Below are 15,897 nucleotides of genomic sequence, written 5' to 3' on the forward strand. Positions count from 1 at the left end.
GCGGCTGAGCACTCTCGAAGGGTGCGGGTCACGCGCGGCGGATCGGCGCGAAGCCGTCGCTCTTGCCGGGGGCGTGGAAGTCGCGGATCAGGCGGGCGACCAGGCCCGGCTTCTCGACGACGAGCCCGTGCGAGGCGCGCGGGACGACGGCGAGCTCGGCGTCGGGGATCGCGTCGTACATCGCGACGACGTGCTCGAAGCGGACCTCGTCGTCGTCACCGAAGAGGAGGAGCGTCGGCACCGCGAGGCCGCTCAGGTCGGCGGTGGTGAGCTCCGGCTCGGCGGCGTGCAGCGCGTCGAGCTTCGCGACGATCGTGTCCCAGTGCTCCGCGCCGTCCGGCGACACCTCGGCGTAGCTGTCCCTCATGAACTCGGGGGCCTCGCCGTCGAGCACGCCGGGCAGCCAGCCGTCGCGGTGGAAGACGCCGGAGGAGAAGACGACGCTCGAGACGAGGTCGGGGCGGTGGAGCGCGACGTGCAGGGCGACGATCGCTCCGTCGCTGTGGCCGAAGAGGTGCACGGGCACGCCGGGCAGCGACTCGATCAGCGCGATCGTGTCGCGCGCCATCGCGGCGAAGCTCAGGGGCGCGTCGGTGTCGGCCGTGCGGCCGTGCCCGCGCTGGTCGGGGAGGTGCAGCGTGTAGTCGCCCCGCAGCTCCGCCACCAGGGGCTCGAGGGAGCGGGAGTCGGTGCCGCCCGGGTGCAGCAGGACGAGGGCGGGGCCGTCGCCGACCCGGCGGCTCTCGAGCGGTTCGGCGTCCTCGATCATGCGGCGAGCGTAGCCCCGCGCTCGCGCGGCGGGAAGGCGCGCCCTCAGCGGGCGGGGACGCGGACCGGGAGCTGCACCAGGCGCACGTCCCGCAGCTCGCCGTCGTCCGCGGTCGCGGTGAGGTAGGTGCCGGCGGGCTGGCGGCGGCGGTCGGTCGGCGAGCCGGGGTTGAGCAGCCGCATCCCCGCCGGGGTCCGCGAGTCCCAGGGGATGTGGCTGTGGCCGAAGACGAGCAGGTCGGCGCCCGGGTGGGCGGCGTCGGCGCGCGCCTCCCGACCCGCCGCGGGGCCGGTCTCGTGCACGACGCGGACGTCGAGCCCGGCGAGCTCCGCGCGGGCGACCTCGGGGAGGCGCGAACGCAGTCCGGCGGGGTCGTTGTTGCCCCACACGCCGAGCACGCGCGCGGCCCGCGCCTCGAGGGCGTCGAGCGTCGCCTCGTCGACCCAGTCGCCGGCGTGCACGACCAGGTCGGCCTCGTCGACCGAGCGCCAGACCTCGTCCGGCAGCGCCTTCGCCCGCTTCGGCAGGTGCGTGTCGGCGAGCAGGAGCAGGCGCACCGGCCCGTCGAGCCGCAGCATCAGCGGGCGGGGCCGGGGGTCGGCTCCACCCCGCCGTCGGCGCCGGGCTCCTCGGCGGTCGGGGAGTCGCCGAGGCGGGCGTCGAGCTCGTCCAGCGTCGCCACGAACCAGAGGTGGTCGCCGCGGTTGGACTCGACGACAAAGTCGTGCAGCGTGCTCGAGCCGGAGACCTGCTCGGTGATGTCGCCGACGACCACGAGCCGCTTGCCGTACATCACGAAGCGCTGCACGAACTCGCCGGCGATACCGGAGCGGAGCCGGAAGAACTCCGGGTCGAGGCGGCCGACCGGGACGACGATGGTCTCCGCGTCGCTGCCGTAGATCTCGCCGATGACCGCGAGCGCGTCCTCCGTGCTGGAGAGGGCGGGCCCGTCGTCGTCGACGAGGAGGAGGGGGACGCCCTGGCGGGTCTCGGTGCGCATGCACCCAGCCAACCACGTCGCTGCGGCCCCGTCACTCCGCGCGGAACGAGCGCAGCCGCAGGCTGTTCAGCACGACGAACACACTCGAGAAGGCCATCGCCGCCCCCGCGACGAGCGGGCCGAGCAGCCCGGCCATCGCGAGCGGGATCGCCGCGACGTTGTAGGCGAAGGCCCAGAACAGGTTGCCGCGGATCACGCCGAGGGTGCGCCGGCCGAGCCGGAGCGCGTCGGGGAAGCGGGCGAGATCGTCGCCGACGAGCGTGATGTCGCTCGCCTCGATCGCCGCGTCGGAGCCGGCGCCCATCGCGACGCCCAGGTCGGCGGCGGCGAGGGCGGCCGCATCGTTGACGCCGTCGCCGACGAGGGCGACCGAGCGGCCCTCGGCCCGCAGCCGCTCGACGACCGCGAGCTTCTCCTCCGGGAGCACCTCGGCGATCACCTCGTCGATCCCCACGGCGGAGGCGACGGCGGCCGCGGCGCGCGGGTTGTCGCCGGTGAGCATCAGCACGCGCAGCCCGCGGGCGCGCAGCGAGGCGACGGTGCGCGCCGCCTCGGGGCGCGGCTCGTCGCGGAGCACCGCGAAGCCGCGCAGCTCGCCCTCCCAGCCCACGCCCACCAGGGTGCCGCCGTCGGCCGTGGCGCGCTCGGCCCGCTCGGCGAGAGCGCCGGGCGCGTGGCCCCACTGCTCCTCGAGCCAGCGCAGCCGGCCAGCGACGACGAGGCGGCCGTCGATCCGGGCCCGCACGCCGAAGCCGGCGCTCGCGCGGAAGCCGGTCGCCTCGGGGACCGCGAGGCCGCGCTCCTCGGCGCCGCGCAGGATCGCCGCGGCGAGGGGATGCTCGGAGCCGCGCTCGACGGCCGCGAGCAGGCGGAGCACCTCGTCGTCGTCGCCCGAGGCCTCGACCGCCGCGAGCGCGAACGCACCGGTGGTGAGGGTGCCGGTCTTGTCGAAGACGACGGTGTCGATCCGGTCGCCCGTCTCGAGCACCTCGGGTCCGCGGATCAGGATGCCCAGCTGCGAGCCGCGGCCGGTGCCGACGAGCACGGCGGTCGGCGTCGCGAGACCGAGTGCGCACGGGCAGGCGACGATCAGCACCGCGACGGCCGGCGAGACGGCGGCGGCGAGATCCGCTCCGGCGAGCAGCCAGCCGACGAGGGTCGCGAGCGCGAGCACGACGACGACCGGCACGAAGACGGAGGAGACGCGGTCGGCGAGCCGCTGCACCCGCGCCTTGCCGGCCTGCGCGTCCGAGACCAGGCGGCCCATCCGGGCCAGCGTGGTGTCGGCGCCGACGCGGTCGACCCGCATCGTCAGAACGCCGTGCGCGTTGAGCACCCCGCCGGTCACCGCGGAGCCGGGGCCGACCTCGACCGGCACGCTCTCGCCGGTGAGCAGGCTCGCGTCGACGGCGCTGGAGCCGTCGAGCACGGTGCCGTCGGCGGGCACGACCTCGCCGGGGCGCACCCGCACCCGGTCGCCGACCGCGAGGGCGGCGGCGGGCACGCGCTCCTCGGCGCCGCCGGCGGTGACGCGGGTCGCGTCCTTCGCCCCGAGGCGGAGGAGCGCCCGCAGCGCCGCGCCGGCGTCGCGCTTGGAGCGGGCCTCGAGCCAGCGGCCGGCCAGCACCAGCACGGGGACCGCGGCGGCGACCTCGAGGTAGATCTCGTCGTGGCCGGAGCGCGCGCCGAGCAGCTCGAACGGCATGCTCATCCCGGGCCGCCCGGCGTCGCCGAGGAAGAGGGCATAGACGGACCAGGCGAACGCCGCGGTGACGCCGAGGCTGATCAGGGTGTCCATCGTCGTGGAGCCGTGGCGCAGCGCTCGCCAGGCGGTGCGGTGGAACGGCCAGGCGCCCCAGACGGCGACCGGCGCGGCGAGGGTGAGGCAGAGCCACTGCCAGTTCGCGAACTGCAGCGGCGGGATCATCGAGAGCAGCACCACCGGGGCGGCGAGCAGGGCGGACACGATCAGCCGGGTGCGCAGGACGCGGCGCTCGGTCTCGGCGGCCTCCTCCTCGCGGGAGGGGCCGCCGTCTCCCGGGGCGTCGGTGGCGGCGGCGGCGCCCGAGACCGTGGCGGTGTAGCCCGCGGCCTCGACGGCGGCGATCGCGTCGGCGGCGGTGGTGCCCTCGGGCAGCGCGAGAGTGGCGCGCTCGAGGGCCAGGTTGACGCTCGAGCGCACGCCGGGGAGGGCGTCCAGGCGACGCTCGACCTTCGCGACGCACGAGGCGCAGGTCATCCCGCCGATCTCGAGCTCGAGCTCGGCCATCTCAGGCCAGGGGCGCCAGGCGGTACCCGGCGTCGGCGACGGCGGCCGCGATCTCCTCGCGGCCGAGCGGACGGGACGAGCCGACGGTGACCCGCGAGACGCCGTCGGGCGCGAGCGAGACGTCGACGCTGTGGACCTCGGGGTAGGCCGCGAGCTCCTCGGTGACGCTGCGGACGCAGTGCTCGCAGGTCATCCCGGCGACGCCGAAGGACTGCGAGGTGGCCGCGGACGAGGAGTGCGAGGAGTGCGCGGAGTCGTGGCCGCCGCAGGCGCAGCCGCCCTCGGACCCGCAGCCGCCGGCGGCTCCCTTCGCGGTGAGTCCGAGATCGAGGTGCGCGGTCATGCTGGTCTCCTTGCGTGGGTGCTCGTGCGGGGGTGCTCGTACGAGGGTGGTGGATACCCCCCGGGGGTACCCCCATCGTAGGCCCGCGCATGCTCGCGGGCAAGGCGCAGCCGCGAAGGTCCAGAATCGAGGGAGTGCCCGCGAGGGCCCCGCGAGCACCGGAGGAGGGGACATGTCCGCAGCGCCGCCGCCCGACTGGGGCGCCCCGCCGCCGCACGCCCGGGCGCATCCGCTCCCCGCCGATCCGCTGCCGCCGCGCCGCCGCTTCGAGCCGACCGCGCTGGTGACCTCGCCCGCGGAGATCCGTCGCGCGCGCGCCGCCCTCGCCTCGCAGCTGCGCCAGACGTCGCCCGCGAGCCGGCGCCGCCTGGCCGAGTTCGCTGCCGTCGCCGGCGGGGTCGCTCTGCTGCGCGGCCGCGAGTTCGACCGGGCGCTGCGCCGCCTCGCCGCGCCCGCCGCCGCCGTCGCCCCCGAGGCGACCGGTCGTCACCCTCGGCGGCGACGGACCGGCGCTCGCCGGGGAGCGCGCCGACGGGCTGGCCATCGCGGACTGGAGCGATGTCGTCTCGGTGCAGGTCGGCACCGTCGCGCACGGGGCGTTCCGCGTCCGCGCGATCGTGCTCGGAGTCGCGGCGCCCCGGGCGGAGCGCGCTCCCGCCACCGGCCTGCGCGGGATGGTGGCGGAGGCGGCCCGCGCGTCCGCGGCCGCCCTCGCCTCGCGCTCGCGCCCCGTCCTGGTGCCGCTGGTCGTCGCCTCGCCGGGGCCGCTCGGCTGGAGCGTCGCCGACGACCGCACCTTCCTCCTCGTCCTCGACCGGGTGCGCCGCGCGCGCGGGTCGCGATGAGGGCCCGGCTGCCGTTCGCGCTCGCGGCGGTCGCCGCGCTCGGCCTCGGCCTCGCCCTGCGCTTCCTGCTGGTGGGCCTGCTCGCCGATCTCGCCGGCAGCGTCCTCTACGTCGTGCTCGTCGCGCTGCTGGTCTGCGTCCTGCTGCCGCGGATCCCGGCGGTCACCGCCGCGGGCGTCGCACTGGCCTGGTCGATCGCGATGGAGCAGCTCCAGGCGATCGGAGCCGCCGCCCGGCTCGTCGAGCTCTGGCCGCCGCTGCGGCTCGTCGTCGGCAGCACCTTCTCCTGGCTCGACATCGCCGCGTACGTGCTCGGCGCGGTGGTGGCCGCGGCGGTGCTGCTCGCGGTGGCCCCGCGCGGGCGGGCCGAGCGCGGGGAGCCCGGGGAGCTCCGCCCGTAGGGTGGGCCCATGCACGAGGCGACACCGGCACTGCCGCAGACGGACGACGCGCCGCACGACACCCGCCGCGACCGCCGCACGCCGGAGCCCGTCGACCGCTTCGCCACCGGCGAGGAGTTCCCGGAGTACCGGGTCGACCTCGAGCGGATCCGCTTCTCGCCCTACTTCGCCCGTCTCTCCGCCGTCACGCAGGTGATCTCGCCCTCCGGCGTCGGCCAGGTCGTGCACAACCGGCTGACCCACTCGATCAAGGTCACCGCCGTCGCCCGCGCCATCGCGATGCAGCTGACCACGACCGACCGCGCCCAGCGCGAGCTGGTCGAGCGGCTCGGCGGCTGCGACCCGGTCGTCGTGCAGGCCGCGGCCAGCGCGCACGACCTCGGCCACCCGCCGTTCGGGCACCTCGGCGAGCAGGCGCTCGACCGCCTGGCCCGGGTGAAGCTCGGACTCGAGGAGGGCTTCGAGGGCAACGCGCAGTCGTTCCGGATCCTCTCGGAGCTCGACGTCTGCGAGACGGTCGAGGCCGGCCTCAACCTCACCGCCGCCTCCCGCGCCGCCGTGCTCAAGTACCCGTGGGGGCGCACGGTCTGCCGGCCGGACATCCACACCGCCGACCCGACCGAGCTGCCGCGCGGCTCGACCGCGAGCCAGTGGGAGACCGCGCCGCCCAAGTTCTCCGCCTACACCCTCGACCTCGACGACCTGCTCGACTCCCGCACGGGCTTCACCGCCATCGCGCCCTGGCAGCAGACGCTGGAGTGCTCGGTGATGGACGTCGCCGACGACATCGCGTACTCGCTGCACGACCTCGACGACTTCTACCGCGCGGGGGTGCTGCAGCAGGCGGCCGTCGCGGTCGAGTTCCGCGCGTTCCTCCGCGAGCAGAACGCGCTGGCCGCCCTCGACGCCGACGAGCTGTGGGCGCGGGCGCCCGGCCACTCGCTGGAGATGCTGCGGCGCCGCCTGGTCGCCCGCGACCCGTGGATCGCGAGCGACGAGCACTTCCGCTCCTCCGTCGAGCGGGTCTCGACCGAGCTGGTGGAGGGGCTGCTCGCCGTCCCCTTCGACGGCTCCACCCGCACCGAGCGGGCGATCGAGTCGTTCGTCTCCTCCTGGATCGGCCGGCTGCAGCGATCGGTCCTCGTGCTCGCCGAGCCCAACGTTCGCTCCGGGCACCTCACCCTGCTGCCCGACGCCTGGCACGACGTGGCCGTGCTCAAGTTCGTGCACACCCGCTTCGTGATCGACCGGCCGGACTTCGCGACCTACCAGCGCGGCCAGTCCCAGGTGCTCGAGACGCTGGTCACCCACCTCGACGCCTGGCTCGACGACCCGCGCGACGGCCCGCGCGCCCCGCAGAAGCTGCTCGACCTGATCGAGCTGGCGACCGACGGCTACTTCCGCCTCCGCGCCGACCGCCCCGAGTGGCTGCCGGCCGGCGAGCGCGGCCGCCCGCGTGTCGACGCGGAGACGCTGCAGCGCCTCGGCCGCGCCCGCGGCGTCGTCGACTACGTCGCGACCCTCACCGACGAGCAGGCGATGGCGCTCGCCGCCCGCCTCCGCGGCGACCGCGAGCCCTGGGCGATGGGCACCTGACCGGATCCGCGGGCCCGCCGGCCCGCTCGCGCGCACACCTCCGGCTCGTGGAATCGGCTTCGGCTCGTCGAATCGGGCTGTTCTGGCGAGCCGAGGCTGTTTCTACGAGCCGAAGCTGGGCGCCTGTGACCTCCGGCTCGTGAAATCGGCCTCGGCTCGTCGAATCGGGCTGTTCTGGCGAGCCGGGGTTGTTTCTGCGAGCCGGAGGTGGGCGCCTGTGACCTCCGGCTCGTGGAATCGGCTTCGGCTCGTCGAATCCGGCTGTTCTGGCGAGCCGGGGCTCTTTCTACGAGCCGGAGGTGAGCGCCCGCGACCTCCGGCTCGTGAAGTCGGCTCCGGCTCGTGGATTTCGGCGGTTTCGGCGAGCCGGAGCTGTTTCTGCGAGCCGAGGCTGGGCGCCTCTGACCTCCGGCTCGTGAAGTCCGCTCCGGCTCGTCGAATCGGGCTGTTCTGACGAGCCGAGGCTGCTTCTACGAGCCGAAGGTGGGCGCCCGCGACCTCTGGCTCGTGAAATCGGCCTCGGCTCGTGGATTCGGCGGTTTCGGCGAGCCGGGGCTGTTTCTGCGAGCCGGAGGTGGGCGCCTGTGACCTCCGGCTCGTGGAATCGGCTTCGGCTCGTGGAAGCCGGGCGTTCTGGCGAGCCGAGGCTGTTCTTGCGAGCCGGAGGTGGGCGCCTGTCGCCTTCGGCTCGTGAAATCACCTCCGGCTCGCGGAATCGGGCTGTTCTGGTGAGCCGGGGCTGATTCTGCGAGCCGGAGGTGGGCGTCCGTCACGTCCGGCTCGCGGAACCGGCCTCGGCTCGTCGAATCCGGCGGTTCCGACGAGCCGAGGCCGTTCTCGCGAGCCCGAGGTCAACAGCCCGAGCCTCGCCGGCCCGACCCCAGCACCCCGAGCCTCGCCGGCCCGACCCCGGCACCCCGAGCCTCGCCGGCCCGACCCGGCACCCCGAGCCTCGCCGGCCCGACCCCGGCACCCCGAGCAGCACGCGCGGCGGGTGGTTGACAGCGCAGGCCCGACTGTGGCCACCCGGCAGCAAGCGCGGTATTCCGCGCCGTCCGCTGCGAAAGGCCCCTCGAGTGTGCTTCGGACTCCCGTCCAGCCCGCGTCCAGCAAGCGTCGGGTGAACGACAGCGTAAAATCGCGGGGGCACATGCCGAGATCGACAATTGGACAGGGAGTTCCGTTGGACGGAAACGCAACGACCACGCACCGCAACGTCGCATTGCTGTCCGTCGCTACCACGATGGCCCCCCGGGTGACCACGTCGGAAGAGATCGACGCGCGACTGGCGCCGGCGCTGAAGCGGCTGCGACTCCCCACCGGACTCCTCCAGCGCGTCGCCGGCGTGCAGGAGCGGCGCAACTGGGGTCCGGAGCAGGGCTTCGACGGCGCCGCGATCGAGGCGGGCAAGCGCGCGCTGGCCGAGGCCGGCATCCGGCCCGACCAGATCGGGCTGATCATCAACACCTCGGTCACCCGCAAGCACCTCGAGCCCTCGGTCGCCGTCCGGCTGCACCACGGGCTCGGCCTGCCGTCGTCCGCGATCAACTTCGACATCGCGAACGCGTGCCTCGGCTTCGTCAACGGGATGACGCTCGCGGCCCAGCTGATCGACTCCGGCCAGATCAAGTACGCGATGATCATCGACGGCGAGGACGCCGACGAGATCCAGGTCAACACGATCGAGCGCCTCAGCCGCGAGGGCATCAAGCGCAAGGACTTCATGAGCGAGTTCGCGAGCCTGACCCTCGGGTCCGGCGCCGCGGCCGCGATCCTCGGCCCGGCCGACGAGCACCCCAAGGGCCACCGGATCCTCGGCGGCATCACCCGCGCGGCCACCCAGTTCAACGAGCTCTGCGTCGGCAGCGTCGACGGGATGTTCACCGACGCGAAGGCGCTGCTCAAGGGCGGCATGGAGCTCGTCGTCTCGGCCTGGAAGGAGGCGAAGCGCGACTGGAGCTGGGGCGGGATGGACCGCTACATCATGCATCAGGTGTCGGACGTGCACACCAACGCCTTCGTGAAGGCCGTCGGCATCGACCCCGAGCTGGTCCCCACCACCTACCCGACGCTCGGCAACGTCGGCCCCGCGTCGATCCCGATCACCCTCGCGCAGGAGTCGAAGACCCTCGAGCCGGGCCACCGAGTCCTGCTGCTGGGCGTCGGCTCCGGCATCAACACCGCGATGCTCGAGATCGCCTGGTGAGCGCCGCCGCCGGCCGGCACCCGGCCGCCAGGATCCGCCGCGCACTCGGCTCGACCTCGGCGGCGGAGCTGCCGCCGGCGGGACTGGACGGCCTCGATCCGTCCTGGTCGCGCCTCGTCGACGCGCCCGACGCGCACGGCGTCCCGCGCCGCTGGCACCTGCTCGACACGCACGAGGCGCTGAACGGCGTGGAACCGCTCGGCACGATCCTCTGCGTGCACGGCAACCCGACCTGGTCCTACCTCTGGCGCGCCCTCGCCGCCGCCACCGTCGCCGCCGCCCGCCGCGGCGAGCCGGCCTGGCGCGTCGTCGCCGTCGACCAGCTCGAGATGGGCTTCTCCGAGCGCACCGGCCAGCTGCATGCCCTCGCCGACCGTGTGCGCGAGCTCTCGAACCTCACCGACGTGCTCGGCCTGACCGACGTCGTCACCCTCGGCCACGACTGGGGCGGAGTCGTCTCGCTCGGCTGGGCGGTCGACCACCCGGCGCTCCTGCGCGGCACGATGCTGCTCAACACCGCGATCCACCAGCCGGCCGACGAGCCGATCCCCGCGCCGCTCCGGCTCGCGCTCGCCTCGGGGATGCTCGGCGCCTCGACCGTCGGCACGCCGGCGTTCCTCGAGACCACGCTCGCCCTCGGGCACCCCGCGCTGCCCCGCGCCGTCAAGGCCGGCTACCGCGCGCCCTACGGCTCGGCGGAGCGACGGGGCGGGGTCGGCGGGTTCGTCGCCGACATCCCGGTCGGCCCGTCGCACCCGAGCCACGCGGAGCTCGAGCGCATCGCGGCCGGCGTCCGCGGCCTCGAGACGCCGGCGCTGCTGCTCTGGGGCCCGCTCGACCCGATCTTCTCGGACCGCTACCTCGACGACCTCGTCGATCGCCTCCCGCACGCGCAGGTGCACCGCTTCGAGGGCGCCGGCCACCTGCTCGCGGAGGACGTCGACTACTCCGCTGCGGTGCTGACCTGGCTCGGCGACGTCACCGCGGGCGTCGAGGCTCCCGACGTGCACCGCCCGACCGTGCCGATCGAGCCGCTCTGGCGGCACCTCGACGAGCGCGTCGAGGACGACTCGCTCGCGCTGGTCGAGATGGCGCCGCCCGGGGGAGGCGGCCCGCGCTCCGTGTCCTGGCGCCTGCTCTCGCGGCGGGTCCGCGAGCTGGCCGCGGGGCTCCGCGCCTCGGGCGTCGCCCCGGGCGACCGGGTCTCGCTGCTGGTCCCGCCCGGCGCCGACCTCACCGCCCTGCTCTACGCGTGCCTGCGCATCGGGGCCGTCGTGGTCGTCGCCGACGCGGGCCTGGGCCTGCGCGGACTGACCCGCGCGGTCCGCGGCACCTGGCCGGACCTCGTGGTCGGCGCGCTGCCGGGGCTCGCCGTCGCCCGCGCCCTGGGCTGGCCGGGCGGGCGCGTCTCGACGCAGACCCTGCCGCGCGCCTCCGCCCGCGCCCTCGGCGTCGACACCTCGCTCGGTCAGCTGATCGAGCTCGGGCGGGCGGAGCTGGAAGCCTCCGCCGACGCGCTCGGTGCGCCGCCCGCGGCCGACGACGTCGCCGCGATCCTCTTCACCTCCGGCTCGACGGGCCCCGCGAAGGGCGTCGTCTACACGCACCGCCAGCTCGCCGGGGTACGCGACGCCCTCGCCCGGCAGTACGGCATCGGACCGGGGACCGGACTCGTCGCCGGCTTCGCGCCGTTCGCGCTGCTCGGCCCCGCACTCGGTACCCGCTCCGCGACGCCGGACATGGACGTCACCTCCCCGCGCACGCTCACCGCGCGCGCCGTGGCCGCCGCGGCGGCGCGCGTCGACGCGACCGTCCTCTTCCTCTCGCCCGCCGCGCTCGCGAACGTGGTCGCCAGCGCGGGCGACCTCGACGCCGACGACCACCGCGCGCTCGCCGGCGTCCGCACCTTCCTCTCGGCCGGCGCGCCCGTCGCCGAGGGCCTGCTCGCGCAGGCGCAGGCACTGATGCCGAACGCCTCGGCTCGCACGCCCTACGGGATGACCGAGGGGCTGCTGCTCACCGACGCGTCGCTCGAGGGCATCCGCGCGGCCGCGGCCGACGAGGATCCGCGCGGGGGAGTGTGCGTGGGCGTTCCCGCCGCGGGCGTCCGCCTCCGGATCGCTCCGCTCGACGACGACGGGCAGGCCGCTCCCGAGCCGGCGGAGTTGGTCGGGGTGACCGGCGAGATCGTCGTCTCGGCCGGCCACGTCGAGGACCACTACGAGCGGCTCTGGCTGACCGACCGCGCCGCGCGCCGCGGCGCCGTTCCGGGCGAGCGCTGGCACCGCACCGGCGACGTCGGCCGGATCGACGCCGACGGCCGGCTCTGGGTCGAGGGGCGTCTGCCGCACGTGATCGTCACCGCCGACGGCGTGGTGACGCCCGTGGGGCCGGAGCAGCGGATCGAGGCGCGCGTCGCCGCCGTCTCCCGCGCCGCGATCGTCGGCGTCGGACCGCGGGGGATCGCGCAGCTCGTCGCCGTCGTCGAGCGGCACGAGGGCGCACGCCGCACGCAGCTCGCCTCCGAGGAGCTCGCCGCCGAGGTGCGCGCCGCCGTCGGCGCACCGGTCGCGGCCGTGCTCGTGGTGGCGGCGCTGCCGACCGACATCCGGCACAACTCCAAGATCGACCGGGCCGCGCTCGCGCGCTGGGCGGAGTCGATCCTCGCCGGCGGCCGGATGGTCGCACCGTGAGGGTCCTCGTCACCGGAGCGAGCGGGCTGCTCGGCGGCGCCGTCGCGGCGGGGCTCGTCGCGCAGGGGCACGAGGTCCGCACGTTCCAGCGTCGACCGTCGGGTGTGGCCGGGGCCGAGGACGTCCGGGGCTCGCTGGCCGACGCGCGCGCCGTCGAGGCGGCGGTCGAGGGCTGCGAGGGCGTCGTGCACCTCGCGGCGAAGGTCTCGCTCGCGGGCGACCCGGCCGACTTCGTCCGGGTGAACGTCGACGGCACGCGGGGCCTGCTGGCCGCCGCCGCGCAGGCGGGCGTCCGGAGCTTCGTCCAGGTGTCGTCGCCGTCGGTGGCGCACTCCGGCTCCTCGATCATCGGCGAGGGCGCCGAGCCCGCCGATCCCGAGCGCGCCCGCGGCGACTACGCGCGCACCAAGGCGCGCGCCGAGCTGCTGGCGCTGGCCGCGGATGCGCCGGGCTTCGCCGTGGTCGCGGTCCGCCCGCACCTGGTCTGGGGACCGGGCGACACCCAGCTCGTCGCCCGCATCGTCGAGCGCGCCCGCACCGGACGGCTGCCGCTGCTCGGAGACGGCCAGGCGCTGATCGACTCGACCTACCTCGACAACGCCGCCTCGGCGATCGTCGCCGCGCTCGGCCGGGCGGAGGCGGTGCACGGCCGCGCCTACGTGGTCACGAACGGCGAGCCGCGGCCCGTCGCCGAGCTGCTCGCCGGGATCTGCCGCGCCGCCGGTGTCCGGCCGCCCGCCTGGTCGGTGCCCGCCGCGGTCGCGCGCGCCGCGGGCTCGCTCGTCGAGCGCGTCTGGGCGGTGCGCCCGGGGGAGGACGAGCCGCCGATGACGCGCTTCCTCGCCGAGCAGCTCTCCACGGCGCACTGGTTCGACCAGCGCGCGACCCGCGCCGACCTGCAGTGGACGCCCGCGGTCACCCTCGACGAGGGCCTCGCGCGCCTGGGCGCGTCCTACCGCTGACTCCACGCGTTCCTTTGCTGATCGAGTAGCCCGCGCAGCGGGCGTATCGAGATCCACGTTCGCCGGAAGTCCGGGTGACAGGGGTCTCGATTCGCCCCTTCGAGGCCACTCGACCAGCATGAGGCGACCGCGTCAGTCCGCGAGGATGAGGTACAGCGCCCGGCGGGTCTCGTCGAGCTTCGCGGAGGCGGCGGCGCGTTGCGCCTCCGAGGCCCCGCGGAACTGCTGGACGACGCCCATCAGCTTGCCGATGTTCTCGACGAACTCGCGGTCCGAGTCGCTCGCTCCGGGAGTCGCCTCCCAGGCGGCGGCGAGCTCGTCGGCGTGCTCGCGCACGTAGGTGCCGCCCGCGTCGGTGAGCTGGTACTCGGTGCCGCGGCCCTCGCCGACGGCCGTGATGAGGCCCTCGTCGACGAGCTGCTGGAGCGTGGGGTAGACCGAGCCGGGGCTGGGGCGCCACGAGCCGTTGGTCTTCTCGGCGATCGCCTTGATCAGGCCGTAGCCGTTCGAGGACTTCTCGGCGAGGAGGGAGAGCAGGGCGGCGCGGACGTCGCCGCGTCGGGCCCGTCCGCCGCCGCGGCCGAAGCCGGGGCCGCCGAAGCCGGGGCCGAAGCCGCCGAAGCCCGGGCCGAAGCCGAAGCCGGGACCGAAGCCGCGCCCGTGTCCGCCGGGGCCGCGGCGCTCGCGGCGGCCGGGCTGGTCGTGGCCGGCGCGGCCGTGGTCGTGGTCGTGGTCGCCGTGCGAGCGGTCGAAGCGGTCGCTGTGGTCGTGGAAGGAGTTCCTGGTGTTCATGGTGTCTCTTCTCGTGTCAGGGGATTCCTCTCGAAATCCGTCTCGCCCGTCGGAGCGAGTGCTCACGATCTGTCGGCGATGTAGTAACGATATATCGGCGACAGTCACTCGTCAAGCACGAGTTTCGAACTACGCTCGAGGGACCCTCACCGGAAGGCCCCTCCGCATGCCGCTGTCCGCCGCCGCCCTCGCCACGATCCTCGACGAGTCGCTCCTCACCGGCGCCGTCCTCACCGGCCGCGCGAGCAACCTCGGCAACCTCCGCCGCCTGGCCGCTCGCGAGCCCGCCCACCTCTACGGCGTCGACGTCGCCGAGCACTGGGACGTCGAGAGCCTGCTCGCCCTGATGGGGGAGCGGGTCGGCATCAGCACCGACCCCGCCTTCGAGGACGGGCAGGACCGGATCGACGCCGCGCTCACCGTCGCCGCGCTCGACGCGTACCGCGACCGCTTCGCCCGCGCCGTCCGCGAGGGTGCGCTGATCCTCTTCGCCACCGCGCACCCCGCGACCCTGCTGGACGTCTACCGCCGGCTCGCCGCGGCCGCGACGGACGCGGGTGCCCGGGTGATCGACGTGAACGCCCTCCCGTTCGCGCGCCCCGACGGCATCCGCGTCACCCTGGCCGACGAGCACGAGCGGCTGTGGTGCACCGGCGGAGTCAGCTGCGCCTACCGCGGCGGCAGCCTCCAGCACACCCACTCGGCCGAGCCGATGAACGCCCTGCTCGACGAGCTCGAGGCGCTCGGGATCCGCCCCGACCTCGTCGTCGCCGACCACGGCTGGGCGGGCGCGGCCGGGCGGCGCGGGCTCGCGACGATCGCGATCGCCGACTGCAACGACCCGGCGGTCTTCGTCGCCGAGGCGCAGGGCTCGATCGAGGTGGTCGTGCCGATCGACGACGGGCTCGCCGTGCACCTCTACGAGCCCGTGATCGCCTACCTCCTGGACGCCCTCGCCGCCACCTCCGAGCCGGCTCCGACCTCGGACTCGTAGAATCGCCTACGGCTCGTCAGGATCCCGTGATCCGGCGAGCCGTACGCGTTCCCGCGAGCCCGAGGTCAGTCCTCGCCACCACTTCCCAGACGGAGCATCCGTGACCCAGCCCCAGGACGGCCTTCTGCCGCGCTTCGCCGTCGGCGTCGACATCGGCGGCACCTCGATCAAGGCCTCCCTCGTCGACGTGACCACCGGCGAGCGCGCCGCCCGCCGCTTCGCCGTCGCCAACCCGGCCGGCAAGGAGCCCGAGGACTTCGCCGCCGCCATCGCCGGCATCGTCCGCGACGTCTCGCCGATCGCGGGCACCCCGGTCGGCGTCGGCTTCCCCGGCATCGTCCGCGGCGGCATCGTGCGCCAGACCACCCACGTCTCGCAGCGCTGGGTCGGGATCGACGCGCAGGCCCTGCTGTCCGAGGCGACCGGCGTCGACGTGGTCGTCGTCAACGACGCGGATGCGGCCGGTGTCGCCGAGCGCGAGTTCGGCGCGATGCGCGACCGCGAGGGGCTGTGCCTGCTCACCACGCTCGGCACCGGCATCGGCACCGCGCTGGTCTACGAGGGCGAGGTCATCCCCAACTCCGAGCTCGGCCACGTGCACATCGACGGACCCGACTTCGAGCCGCGCGTCGGCTTCTCCGCCGTCCGCCGCGAGGGCATCACCCTCGAGGAGTGGGCCGGGCGCCTGAACGTCTACTACCGGCACCTCGAGATGCTGCTCTCGCCGCAGCTCTTCGTGATCGGCGGAGCGGCCGCGCACGTCTTCGACGAGTTCGCCCGCTTCCTCGACCTCGGCACCGAGATCGTCTCCGCGCGCTTCGGCAACGACGCCGGCTTCACCGGCGCCGCCATGGTCGCCGTCTCGCCGGACCGCCTCGCCCCCTGGTACCGCTCCACCCGCGGCGCCCACTTCGACCCGGGCACCCCGGCCATCGCCGACTGACCGCCTTCGGAGGAGCCGCGCAGCGGCGCCTCTTTGTTGGTCGAGTAGCCGCGCAGCGGCGTATCGAGACCCGCCCTCCGAACG

General features: G+C 75.1%; 14 protein-coding genes. 8 read left to right on the plus strand and 6 right to left on the minus strand.

Translation table 11 applies throughout. From position 1 onward, the window contains the following. Positions 1-28: 28 nt before the first annotated feature. From GSU72_RS03780 to GSU72_RS21445, 5 genes are read right to left on the minus strand one after another with little or no spacing between them, the layout of a single operon-like run. The gene (locus tag GSU72_RS03780) at positions 29-769 is read right to left on the minus strand and encodes an alpha/beta fold hydrolase (protein ID WP_159983845.1); all 741 of its coding nucleotides are present in this window, start codon (positions 767-769) and stop codon (positions 29-31) included. 44 nt (positions 770-813) lie between these two features. Continuing rightward, entirely contained in the window at positions 814-1,347 is a 534-nt protein-coding gene (locus GSU72_RS03785; RefSeq protein WP_208545143.1) for a metallophosphoesterase, read from the minus strand. Continuing rightward, the gene (locus tag GSU72_RS03790) at positions 1,347-1,769 is read right to left on the minus strand and encodes a DUF4180 domain-containing protein (protein ID WP_159983847.1); all 423 of its coding nucleotides are present in this window, start codon (positions 1,767-1,769) and stop codon (positions 1,347-1,349) included. The genes GSU72_RS03785 and GSU72_RS03790 overlap by 1 nt, the downstream gene beginning before the upstream one ends. 31 nt (positions 1,770-1,800) lie before the next feature. Continuing rightward, positions 1,801-4,038 carry a heavy metal translocating P-type ATPase gene (locus tag GSU72_RS03795; RefSeq protein ID WP_159983849.1) on the minus strand — a complete coding sequence of 746 codons (2,238 nt, stop codon included), beginning with the start codon at positions 4,036-4,038 and terminating at the stop codon, positions 1,801-1,803. Position 4,039: 1 nt separating this feature from the next. After that, on the minus strand, positions 4,040-4,381 hold the full coding sequence (locus GSU72_RS21445; protein ID WP_159983851.1) for a heavy metal-associated domain-containing protein: 342 nt from the start codon (positions 4,379-4,381) through the stop codon (positions 4,040-4,042). A 569-nt stretch (positions 4,382-4,950) separates the two neighbouring features. Between GSU72_RS21445 and GSU72_RS03805 the strand changes: the two genes are divergently transcribed. The 6 genes from GSU72_RS03805 (at position 4,951) to GSU72_RS03830 (ending at position 13,084) form a co-directional block, all read left to right on the plus strand. Further along, positions 4,951-5,226: a hypothetical protein gene (locus tag GSU72_RS03805; protein WP_159983853.1), complete on the plus strand. Its 276-nt coding sequence runs from the start codon at positions 4,951-4,953 to the stop codon at positions 5,224-5,226. Then, on the plus strand, positions 5,223-5,627 hold the full coding sequence (locus tag GSU72_RS03810; protein ID WP_159983855.1) for a DUF2809 domain-containing protein: 405 nt from the start codon (positions 5,223-5,225) through the stop codon (positions 5,625-5,627). Before GSU72_RS03805 ends, GSU72_RS03810 begins: the two co-directional genes overlap by 4 nt. Before the next feature lie 9 nt (positions 5,628-5,636). Continuing rightward, positions 5,637-7,223 carry a dGTP triphosphohydrolase gene (gene dgt, locus GSU72_RS03815; protein WP_159983857.1) on the plus strand — a complete coding sequence of 529 codons (1,587 nt, stop codon included), beginning with the start codon at positions 5,637-5,639 and terminating at the stop codon, positions 7,221-7,223. 1,150 nt (positions 7,224-8,373) lie between these two features. Continuing rightward, positions 8,374-9,429 (plus strand): 3-oxoacyl-ACP synthase III, encoded by a 1,056-nt coding sequence (locus GSU72_RS03820; protein ID WP_159983859.1) that lies wholly within the window; start codon positions 8,374-8,376, stop codon positions 9,427-9,429. Continuing rightward, the gene (locus GSU72_RS03825) at positions 9,426-12,122 is read left to right on the plus strand and encodes an alpha/beta fold hydrolase (RefSeq protein WP_244255958.1); all 2,697 of its coding nucleotides are present in this window, start codon (positions 9,426-9,428) and stop codon (positions 12,120-12,122) included. The genes GSU72_RS03820 and GSU72_RS03825 overlap by 4 nt, the downstream gene beginning before the upstream one ends. Further along, entirely contained in the window at positions 12,119-13,084 is a 966-nt protein-coding gene (locus GSU72_RS03830) for an NAD-dependent epimerase/dehydratase family protein (RefSeq protein WP_159983861.1), read from the plus strand. Before GSU72_RS03825 ends, GSU72_RS03830 begins: the two co-directional genes overlap by 4 nt. A 132-nt stretch (positions 13,085-13,216) precedes the next feature. Here GSU72_RS03830 and GSU72_RS03835 read toward each other — a convergent pair whose 3' ends face one another. Beyond that, a complete protein-coding gene (locus GSU72_RS03835; RefSeq protein WP_159983863.1) occupies positions 13,217-13,876 on the minus strand; it encodes a PadR family transcriptional regulator in 660 nt (219 codons plus the stop codon). A 166-nt stretch (positions 13,877-14,042) separates the two neighbouring features. Here GSU72_RS03835 and GSU72_RS03840 point away from each other — a divergent pair, with 166 nt between their 5' ends. Beyond that, a complete protein-coding gene (locus GSU72_RS03840; protein WP_159983865.1) occupies positions 14,043-14,870 on the plus strand; it encodes a phosphatase in 828 nt (275 codons plus the stop codon). A 100-nt stretch (positions 14,871-14,970) separates the two neighbouring features. Beyond that, on the plus strand, positions 14,971-15,813 hold the full coding sequence (locus GSU72_RS03845) for an ROK family protein (RefSeq protein WP_244255959.1): 843 nt from the start codon (positions 14,971-14,973) through the stop codon (positions 15,811-15,813). The last annotated feature ends 84 nt before the right edge of the window (positions 15,814-15,897 follow it).

It is taken from the genome of Rathayibacter sp. VKM Ac-2760 (assembly GCF_009834185.1).
Taxonomy (GTDB): Bacteria; Actinomycetota; Actinomycetes; order Actinomycetales; family Microbacteriaceae; genus Rathayibacter.